Raw genomic sequence first — 7,891 nt, 5'->3', positions numbered from 1 at the left:
GGCAAACTCGTCGAACGACCCACCGCCGAACTCGACACGACCGACGCCGCAGCCGCCTGATCAAGATTTCTCATCCACAAGTCTTGACTATTGCTCACCACACCCAGCCCCAGGAACAATTGCAGATCTTTCGCAGTCCTAACTTGGCTCTTGGCGGTTTGGTGCCGACCCTGGCTCCTTTGGGCGCAGCCCCTCGGTTGATCGTTCCTCTTGTCCGGAGTGGAAGTCCACCAACCAGGGGACAGTTCGGTGATCAGTGTGGTGACGCCTGCCTAACGATCTCGTACACGGTTGTCTGGAGCCGCCAACGGCCGCGCGACGACCTGCCTCGACAGTTGGCTGCTGAAGGGCCAGCCGGACGGTGCGTGCCTGAGCGGTGGCTGAGGCGTGCGGTTGGGACTTGCTCAGAAAGTTGCGGCCGGCCCCGTGCCCGGAACCGCTGAGTCACGCCCCAGGGCGGGCAGTGAGCTGTTTCAACCTGACTGGTGCGGCTCTTCGATGATGGAACGACGATGGTCGCGGACGCGGGTGGCGGCTGTATTTGGAAGAGGCACGGCTGTCAATCGGGCGTGCCGAACTGCAGCCAGACGCGGACCCGCTCGGTGACCTCGTCCCTCCCTCCGAGGGCGTTGGCGACCTCGGCGGTGAACGCGGCTCGGCCCTGCGTGGAGGGCAGCCGGTCGGCCGACATGGCGGAGAAGACGCCGCCAACCATGTCATCAACGGTGAGCGGTGCGTCGTACTGCACCAACGACTCCGCGTATCGGTAGCCCGCGCGAACGAGAGCGTCCTGGTTGCGCCGGCGGCCAGCCTCATCGGTTTGGCAGGTCGCCGTGACGGGGTGCCCGAGCAGCCGTTCGAGGCATTCGCGCAGTGCCCCAGACCACTCGGCATCCTGCAACCACAGCAGCGCGCCGTTAGTGACCACGGCGACGCCGCCGCCGGGACGCAGCAGCGGCCGGGCGGCCCTGAACAGGGTGTCGCGGTCCATGAAATGGATAGCGACAGCGACGGTCAGCGCGCCGATCGCCCGTTCGCCGAGTAGCCGGCCCAGCGCGGGCAGGTCGCAGTCAGCACCGAGCAACCACGTAGCGTTGGCGCTTGCAGCGTCGAGGGCGGCCTGGCGGGCCATGGCCAGCATGTCCGGCTCCGGGTCCACGCCGATGACGGCCCCCACCCGGGCGGCGAGCGGGAGGCTCAACTGGCCGGTGCCGCAGCCGAGGTCGACCACCGTGTCTCCGGTGCCGAGGCCGAACGCTCCGACGAGGGCATCGAGCACCTCGGGCGGGTAACCGCGCCGGTGCCTCGCGTAGTACGTTGCCACCTCACCGCTGAAGCCCGTTCCCATTCCGACAGCCTGCCCCCAGCAGTCGGCGGGTAGCGAGTCATTCTGCTCAGGGCATGGCCACGTGTTGATGGGATACCCGAAGCCAGCGGCCTGCTGCTTGCGCGACGCCACGGCGAGGTCCTCCGTCTGGGCAGAGCTGTAGCCATGAGGCTGTTCTCAAGCCGAGTAGCGCTGCTCTTCGACAAGTTGCAGGACGAAGATCGCGGAGAGCAGGGCGGTGACGCGGCGTGGGCAGCAGTGCAGCTTGGCCAGGAGTTTCCAGGTCTTCGACGATCAACACGCCACCGGTCGAGCCAGCGCCCTTCCCGCCCGCACAGGTTGAAAACAGCTCAGTGGGTCAGGAGGCTGTGGCGGGCTTTTTGGTGGGGTCGGCCGAGGTGGCGCCGTGAGTGGGGCGGCGGGTCAGGACCTGGGGGCCGGAAGCCGTGATGGCGACCGTGTGTTCGGAGTGGGCGGTGCGGGAGCCGTCGGCGGAGCGGATCGTCCAGCCGTCGCTGTCGAACGTGATTCTGTCGGTGGAGCGGCAGAACCAGGGCTCGATGGCGATGGTGAGACCGGGGGCGAGTCTCATGCCGCGACGGGCGCGGCCGTTGTTGGAGACGTGCGGGGCCTCGTGCATGGTGCGGCCGATGCCATGGCCGCCGAACTCGGCGTTGACGCCGTAGCCGTAGGAGCGGGCGACCTCGCCGATCGCGGCGGAGATGTCGCCGAGGCGACCGCCGGGCTGGGCGGCGGTGATGCCGGCCTCCAGTGCGACCTCGGTGGCCTCGATCAGCTTCAGGTCGGCCGGGTCGGGGGTGCCGACGATGACGGAGAGCGCGGAGTCGGCGACCCAGCCGTCGATGCCGGCCGCCATGTCGATGCTGAGCAGGTCGCCGTCCCGCAGAACATAGTCGTGCGGCAGGCCGTGCAGCACCGCGTCGTTGACCGACAGGCACAGCACGTTGCGGAACGGGCCGCGGCCGAACGAAGGGGCGTAGTCCCAGTAGCAGGATTCGGCGCCGCGTTCCTTGATCCGGCGGCGGGCGTGGTGTTCGAGGTCCATCAGGTTGACGCCGACCGCGGCGACATCGCTCAGCTCGGCGAGCAACTCGCCGACGAACTGGCCGGTCACCGCCATCCGGCCGATCTCCTCGGCGGACTTGAGTTCGATCACGACAGCCTCCCCCTCCCGACGCGGTATTTTTATACCGGCATTTTTATACCACGTCGGTCGGGGGTGCTTCGGAGGGATATCCTGCTGGCATGGTTCGCCAACCACTCACCGCCGAACAGATCGCAGCGGGCCAGCGCCTCGGAGCCGCCCTCCGGGCCGCGCGTGCCGGCCGCAGCCTCGTCGAGGTGGCCCTGGCGGCCGGCATCTCCCCCGAGACGCTGCGCAAGATCGAGGCGGGCCGCCTTCCCGCGCCGGCGTTCGGCACCGTGGTCTGCCTCAGCCAGGCCCTCGACGTCCCCCTCAGCGCCCTGGCCGACGTCTGGCTGGCCGACATGCCCATCCGCCAGGCGTCCTAGAGGCCAGCCGCCCAGATACTCCAGTAGGGGATCCGTTTCAGAGGCCTCCTCACCCGCGCGGCGATCGTACGCATGTTCGATAGTGCGGCGAGGTGGGGTAGCGAATCAACGGGGTGGTCACTCGCAGCGGTCTTCGGCGCCTTTCACTGTCCGAGAGGGCGGTAGCGGAGGTGTACCACGCCGTTTCGGAATCGGCGCTCATCGAGGAGTTCGAGGTCGGCGCGCATGTCGGTCGGCAGCCCTGGCTTGCCCCCGCCGACGGCAATGGGCCAGATGAACAGCTGGCACTCGTCGACCAGCCCGGCCTTGAAAGCCTGCGCCGCGAGGTTGGCACCTCCTACGGTGAGATCGCTGCTGGCCGTCGCCTTCAGTTGGCGTATCGCGGCGGGGTCGAATTGGCGTTCGAGTCGGGTGTCGGCGGTTGACACCGCGGCGAGGGTCGTGGAGTAGACGACTTTGTTCGCCGCCTTCCAGGCGCTGGCGAAGTCTGCCATGAGCTCGGACTGGGCGGCCAGACCGGTATTGGTTTCCCAGACCGCCATCGATTCGTACAGGCGTCGTCCGTAGAGGAACGTGCCGATGGATCGCAGGAGGTTGGTGGTGAACGCGAATACCTCGTCGTCGGGTGGAAGCCAGGCGAAGACGCCTCGCTCGTCCTCGATGTAGCCGTCAAGCGATATGTTGGTCACGTAGATCAGCTTGGCCATGCTCCTACCTTTCGATGATCAGCTGCAAGGACCTGGAGATTCGTCAACGCGGCGTCCAGCTTTGTGAACGCCTGGCGCCAACCCTCCTCGCTGGGGTGTGTCAGGTGCTCGGGCAGCCACTGGCGGATCTCCAGTCGCGTCCGCCCGTCGGCTTCGTCGTGGAACTCGACCCGCAACCTCGTCTCGAACGGCTCGATGCCCTCCTGCAGCCGGCCACCGACGTGCATGACGCCTTCGAGCAGTTCGCCGTCAGCGATGTCTAGAAGGTCGACATGGATGTGCACGCGAAGGCCGGGGTCGGCTGCATTGACTTCCGTCCACCGTTGATAGCCGCCGGGGCGTACGTCGAACTCAATCTCGTCGCGTGGCAGGGAGTTGCCGGTCGGGCCCCACCACGCCGCCAGGTGGTCGGGGTCGGTGAAGGCTCGGTAGACGAGCTCCCGCGGCGCGTCGAACACGCGGGAAATGACGAGCTGCGGAGTTTCGGTGTTCATTCGAGCTCCCTGGGGTCGTCGGCCATCCGGTCCGTTGCCGGTCCGGCGGCCTGCACCGCGGCGAGGTGGGCATCGAGGCGGGTGAGGGACGAGTCCCAGAACCGCCGGTAGCGCTCGATCCAGTCGGCCGCCTCGCGCAGCGGGGCAGCCTCGAGGTGGCTCGCGCGCCACTTGCCCGACCGCGACCGCGAGATGAGCGCGGCGCGTTCGAGCACCTTCAGGTGCCGTGACACCGCCGGCATCGAGATGGACAGAGGAGCGGTGAGCTCGGTGACCGTGGCGTCGCGTGCGGCCAGCTCGGCGATGATCGCCCGCCGAGTCGGGTCGGCGAGCGCCGAGAACACCGCGCTGAGCTGATCGGTGCCAGCCATCGGAGGCCCCCTTCACTTAACCACTCTGTTAAGCGTATTCAGACACGAGTGATGTTGTCAACGGATGGGTCGCCGGGCCGGCGCGGTCCCGCCACCAACGCTGACGTGCTGCCGAACAACTGCGGCAAGGCGGTGTCCGCTTCTGCCGCAGGTCCAACCCGGCCGACGCGGCTGGTCGAAGTACCGCACCCGAATCGTCACCGAGGCGATCATCGGCGGGGTGACCGGCAGCCTGCGCGAGGCGGACGCGCTGCTGCTGGGCCGGTTCGACCGGGCGGGCCGGCTCCGCTACACCGGCCGCACGCACCCGCTCAACGCCGAGCGACGGCAGGAGTTCGGGACGATCCTGTCTCCGCCGCGGTCGCCGCCGCACCGCCGGGGCGCCGGGGCGCATCCGTGGCCGCAGCCGTTGCCGGCGTCCTGGTCGGGGCAACTGGATCGGCCGGAGCCGCTGCCGTACGTGCAGGTGGAGCCGACGGTGGTGGCGGAGATCGAGGCGGACGTGGCGTTCGAGCACCAGCGGTGGCGTCATCGGGTCAAGGCCGTCCGGGCTCGCCCGGACATGTCGGTGTACGACGTTCCGCTGCTGCTCGGCGAGGAGGAGGGCTACTTCGGCGAGCCGTAGAAGCGACACCGAGCACACCATCCGCATGCTCAAGTGGGCCCTCGAGATCGCCGTCTGACTGCTGCGGAACGCGAGAAGCCGCCGCTGACGTCGGACCGACGCCTGTTCACCGCCCGCCTGTACGACCAACGCGGCTACGCCATCACCATCCGCTCCGGCACACACGGCTACTACGAGGCCGAGACAGACGGCGACTTCCGCTGGGAATGGGAACCCGCGACGTACGTCAACATCACCTTTCCATGCGCGTCGACGACCTGGTCGACAAGGGAATCCCCCCCCATGGTGCAGGCGGTAGCCAGGGTCTGGCCGGTCGGGACGAGGACGCGGCCCTGATCCAGGGAGTCGACACACTGGACGGAACGGGGCGGCCCTCGGTCACGATGAGGGGCGTCTCTATTGTGGCAGTATGTCCATCGAGTTGGTGTCGCGCTTCACGGTTGACGACGGCGAGCTCAGCGCGCTGCACGCGCGCGCCTTCGGCGGCGGCGACCAGTTGACACCGTGGCGCGAGCGCCTGCAACGACACACTCTGAGCTGGGTGGGCGCGTTCGACGCCGGGCGTCTGGTGGGCTTCGTGCAGGTGTGTTGGGACGGGGGAGCCCGCGCGTTCCTCCTGGATACCGCAGTGGATCCGCCTTGGCAGCACCAGGGGATCGGCCGGCGGCTGGTCGAGGCCGCGGCGGCGGACGCCACGGCGGCCGGCTGCCACTGGCTGCACGTCGACTTCGAACCCCACCTGGAGAAGTTCTACCTGCAAGGATGCGGGTTCACGTCCACCCCGGCCGGTCTGCTGCGCCTCGGCGGCGAGTCGGGCGCCGGCTCCTGAGCGTGGCGCGGCCGGCGTCCGGGTGGCGCCAGGGACCGAGGAGATCATCGGCAATGAGGTGTCCGCCGTCGCGACTCGCCCACCCCGCCTGACGGGCCCGCGCCGTCGGCGGGTACGAACTCTGGCGCGACGGCGCTTCGCCGCCGACTCCGGTTTCCGGGCCTACGACGCGGCTGCGCCGCCGTCGGGGAAGTTCTCGGCCACTGCCACTTCCTCGATCCAGCCGAGGGCGGCGATCGCGGTGGGAAAGCCGCACGTGGTGATGGCGCCGAGGGCGACGGCGCGCACCTCGTCGAGCGTTGCTCCGTGCTCGATGGCTTTGCGAACGTTGGAGCGCACCGCCCCCTCGGCCTCGGCTCCGATCGCCATGGCAAGTCGGATCAGCCGGTCGGTCCGCTCGTCGAAGGGGCTGCGCTCACGTACGAGGCGAGCGAGCACCCCCTGCGCCTCGGCGACCTCGGGAAAGCGTTCGAGGAAATGCTTGTAGATGGTGGGCAGGTAGTCGACCACGTCTCCTCCGCCGGTGTCCGTGACTTCGTCAGTCCCCACCCTAGTTGTAACGCGGGGGTGACGTTCGTTCCTGCCCATCACCGAACCGGTGCCCCGGGCCGGCGGGCGGTCGCCTCGCGCACCGCCGCCGGCGAGGCGGGAGCGGCCGGGACGGTGCCGCGGCGCGCGCGGTAGACGACGTACGGGCGCCACAGGTAGGCCAGCGGTGCAGACCAGACGTGCACGAGCCGGGTGAACGGCCACAGCGCCAGGAACAGGAAGCCGCCGATGGCGTGCAGCTGGTAGACCAGCGGCGCGTCGACCATGAGGTCGCTGCGCGGCGCGAACCAGAAGACGCTGCGGAACCAGACAGCGATCGTCTCCCGGTAGTCGTACCCGCTCCCGAGCAGGTTGGTGGCGACCGTGGCGGTCATGCCGAGCGTGACCATGGCCGCCAGCGCGGCGTAGAGCACCTTGTCCATGACGGTGGTCTTACGCCGGATCCGCCCGTTGACGAAGCGACGGACCATGAGCAGGGCCAGTCCGGCAACGAGCATGAGGCCGGTGATGGTGCCGCCCCAGACGGCGGTCAGGTGGTAGACGTGCTCGGAGATGCCGACGGCCTCGGTGACGGAGGCCGGCACCAGCAGCCCCATGGCGTGCCCGCCGATGACGCCGAACGCGCCGAGGTGGAACAGCGGCGATCCCAGGCGCAGGATCCGGTTCTCCAGCAGCTGGCTGGTGTGGGTGGTCCACCCGAACTGGTCGTGTCGCCACCGCCACACGTGGCCGGCGACGAACACCGACAGGCAGAGGTAGGGCAGGACGATCCAGATGACGGTGTTCATCGCGGCGCCTCCGACGGGCGGCAGGTGGGGTAGGGGGCGAGGCCGACGCCGGTGAGCTCGTCGGGACCGAGGGCGTCCAGGCCGACCGACTCGACGGGCGGCCCGTCGAGGGCGAGCGCCGCGATGGCGTCCCGGTCGGCGTCGGTCAGCGCGGGCAGGGCGCTGGTGATCGCGTCGAGGAGCAGGAGGTAGGGCGTGCGGAGTTCGGCCAGCGCGGCGCGCAGCAGTTCGATACCGCGCCGGTGCTGGCGCAGCGGGGCTTCCCCCGCACCGGGGCCGACGGTCGCGGCGAACTCGAGCACGACCGGCAGCAGGTCGGGCAGCTCGCCGCCGGTCAGCCGCAGTCCGTGGGCGCGGTAGCGCTGCTGGAGGATGAGCAGCGCCATCCCCCGCTTGCGGGTGTCGCCGTGCAGGTAGTACGTCAGGTACAGGCCGGAGCGGCGGCGCAGGTCGAAGGTCTGCACGTAGTGCCGCTGCACGTCGATCGGCGCGGTGCCCAGCAGCCAGGTGAGGAACTCCTCGACCTGGCCGCGCAGCCGCGGGTGCTCGATCCGCGCGGCTGTGCCGCGCAGCTCGTCCCCGGCGCCGAGCAGGTCGGCGTCGGGGTAGCTGAGCAACAGGGATGTGAGCTGGAACAGCCGCATCCGGTCGGCCGCGGTCACCGGGAC

The 7,891-nt window shown here is 69.2% G+C and carries 12 protein-coding genes and 1 pseudogene; 4 read left to right on the top strand and 9 right to left on the bottom strand.

The features are described 5' to 3' along the window. Positions 1-559: 559 nt before the first annotated feature. The 3 genes and pseudogenes from AB0G14_RS08710 to map form a co-directional block, all read right to left on the bottom strand. Positions 560-1,459, bottom strand: coding sequence for a class I SAM-dependent methyltransferase (locus AB0G14_RS08710; protein ID WP_357695174.1), 900 nt, complete (start codon positions 1,457-1,459; stop codon positions 560-562). A 45-nt stretch (positions 1,460-1,504) separates the two neighbouring features. Then, a pseudogene (locus AB0G14_RS08705) lies at positions 1,505-1,621 on the bottom strand (IS5/IS1182 family transposase); the annotation flags it as partial. Positions 1,622-1,685: 64 nt separating this feature from the next. Further along, positions 1,686-2,504, bottom strand: a complete 819-nt coding sequence (map, locus tag AB0G14_RS08700) for a type I methionyl aminopeptidase (protein ID WP_357695172.1) — start codon at positions 2,502-2,504, stop codon at positions 1,686-1,688. An 89-nt stretch (positions 2,505-2,593) separates the two neighbouring features. On the opposite strand from map, the gene AB0G14_RS08695 reads away from it, so the two are divergent. Continuing rightward, complete coding sequence (locus AB0G14_RS08695; RefSeq protein WP_357695170.1) at positions 2,594-2,860, top strand: helix-turn-helix transcriptional regulator; 267 nt, start codon at positions 2,594-2,596, stop codon at positions 2,858-2,860. 143 nt (positions 2,861-3,003) lie between these two features. Here the strand turns inward: AB0G14_RS08695 and AB0G14_RS08690 are convergent, their stop codons facing one another. From AB0G14_RS08690 to AB0G14_RS08680, 3 genes are read right to left on the bottom strand one after another with little or no spacing between them, the layout of a single operon-like run. Then, on the bottom strand, positions 3,004-3,567 hold the full coding sequence (locus AB0G14_RS08690; RefSeq protein ID WP_357695168.1) for a dihydrofolate reductase family protein: 564 nt from the start codon (positions 3,565-3,567) through the stop codon (positions 3,004-3,006). Then, positions 3,555-4,061, bottom strand: coding sequence for an SRPBCC domain-containing protein (locus AB0G14_RS08685; protein WP_357695166.1), 507 nt, complete (start codon positions 4,059-4,061; stop codon positions 3,555-3,557). The genes AB0G14_RS08690 and AB0G14_RS08685 overlap by 13 nt, the downstream gene beginning before the upstream one ends. Beyond that, positions 4,058-4,432 carry a metalloregulator ArsR/SmtB family transcription factor gene (locus tag AB0G14_RS08680; protein WP_107074480.1) on the bottom strand — a complete coding sequence of 125 codons (375 nt, stop codon included), beginning with the start codon at positions 4,430-4,432 and terminating at the stop codon, positions 4,058-4,060. Before AB0G14_RS08680 ends, AB0G14_RS08685 begins: the two co-directional genes overlap by 4 nt. A 220-nt stretch (positions 4,433-4,652) precedes the next feature. Here AB0G14_RS08680 and AB0G14_RS08675 point away from each other — a divergent pair, with 220 nt between their 5' ends. The 3 genes from AB0G14_RS08675 to AB0G14_RS08665 all read left to right on the top strand — a co-directional run bounded on the left by AB0G14_RS08675 (position 4,653) and on the right by AB0G14_RS08665 (position 5,886). Next, positions 4,653-5,057: a hypothetical protein gene (locus AB0G14_RS08675; RefSeq protein ID WP_357695163.1), complete on the top strand. Its 405-nt coding sequence runs from the start codon at positions 4,653-4,655 to the stop codon at positions 5,055-5,057. Between the two features lie 33 nt (positions 5,058-5,090). Further along, the gene (locus tag AB0G14_RS08670) at positions 5,091-5,393 is read left to right on the top strand and encodes a SitI3 family protein (RefSeq protein WP_357695161.1); all 303 of its coding nucleotides are present in this window, start codon (positions 5,091-5,093) and stop codon (positions 5,391-5,393) included. A gap of 73 nt (positions 5,394-5,466) precedes the next feature. Next, positions 5,467-5,886 carry a GNAT family N-acetyltransferase gene (locus tag AB0G14_RS08665; RefSeq protein ID WP_357695159.1) on the top strand — a complete coding sequence of 140 codons (420 nt, stop codon included), beginning with the start codon at positions 5,467-5,469 and terminating at the stop codon, positions 5,884-5,886. Between the two features lie 162 nt (positions 5,887-6,048). On the opposite strand, the gene AB0G14_RS08660 is transcribed toward AB0G14_RS08665, so the two are convergent. The 3 genes from AB0G14_RS08660 to narJ all read right to left on the bottom strand — a co-directional run bounded on the left by AB0G14_RS08660 (position 6,049) and on the right by narJ (position 7,885). Beyond that, positions 6,049-6,396 carry a carboxymuconolactone decarboxylase family protein gene (locus AB0G14_RS08660; RefSeq protein WP_357695157.1) on the bottom strand — a complete coding sequence of 116 codons (348 nt, stop codon included), beginning with the start codon at positions 6,394-6,396 and terminating at the stop codon, positions 6,049-6,051. 77 nt (positions 6,397-6,473) lie between these two features. Next, positions 6,474-7,223, bottom strand: a complete 750-nt coding sequence (gene narI, locus AB0G14_RS08655; RefSeq protein WP_357695155.1) for a respiratory nitrate reductase subunit gamma — start codon at positions 7,221-7,223, stop codon at positions 6,474-6,476. Beyond that, positions 7,220-7,885, bottom strand: coding sequence for a nitrate reductase molybdenum cofactor assembly chaperone (gene narJ, locus AB0G14_RS08650; protein WP_357695190.1), 666 nt, complete (start codon positions 7,883-7,885; stop codon positions 7,220-7,222). The genes narI and narJ overlap by 4 nt, the downstream gene beginning before the upstream one ends. Positions 7,886-7,891 lie beyond the last annotated feature (6 nt).

The organism is Micromonospora sp. NPDC023814, from assembly GCF_040639595.1.
GTDB lineage: Bacteria > Actinomycetota > Actinomycetes > Mycobacteriales > Micromonosporaceae > Micromonospora.
The sequence above is the reverse complement of the archived record's forward strand: the minus strand, read 5'-3'. Positions and strand labels throughout refer to the sequence as shown.

Coding starts and splice junctions, on each gene's coding strand:
- AB0G14_RS08685 (WP_357695166.1), bottom strand. CDS start 4,061: ATGAACACCGAAACTCCGCAGCTCGTCATTTCCCGCGTGTTCGACGCG.
- AB0G14_RS08690 (WP_357695168.1), bottom strand. CDS start 3,567: ATGGCCAAGCTGATCTACGTGACCAACATATCGCTTGACGGCTACATC.
- AB0G14_RS08665 (WP_357695159.1), top strand. CDS start 5,467: ATGTCCATCGAGTTGGTGTCGCGCTTCACGGTTGACGACGGCGAGCTC.
- AB0G14_RS08680 (WP_107074480.1), bottom strand. CDS start 4,432: ATGGCTGGCACCGATCAGCTCAGCGCGGTGTTCTCGGCGCTCGCCGAC.
- AB0G14_RS08695 (WP_357695170.1), top strand. CDS start 2,594: ATGGTTCGCCAACCACTCACCGCCGAACAGATCGCAGCGGGCCAGCGC.
- narI (WP_357695155.1), bottom strand. CDS start 7,223: ATGAACACCGTCATCTGGATCGTCCTGCCCTACCTCTGCCTGTCGGTG.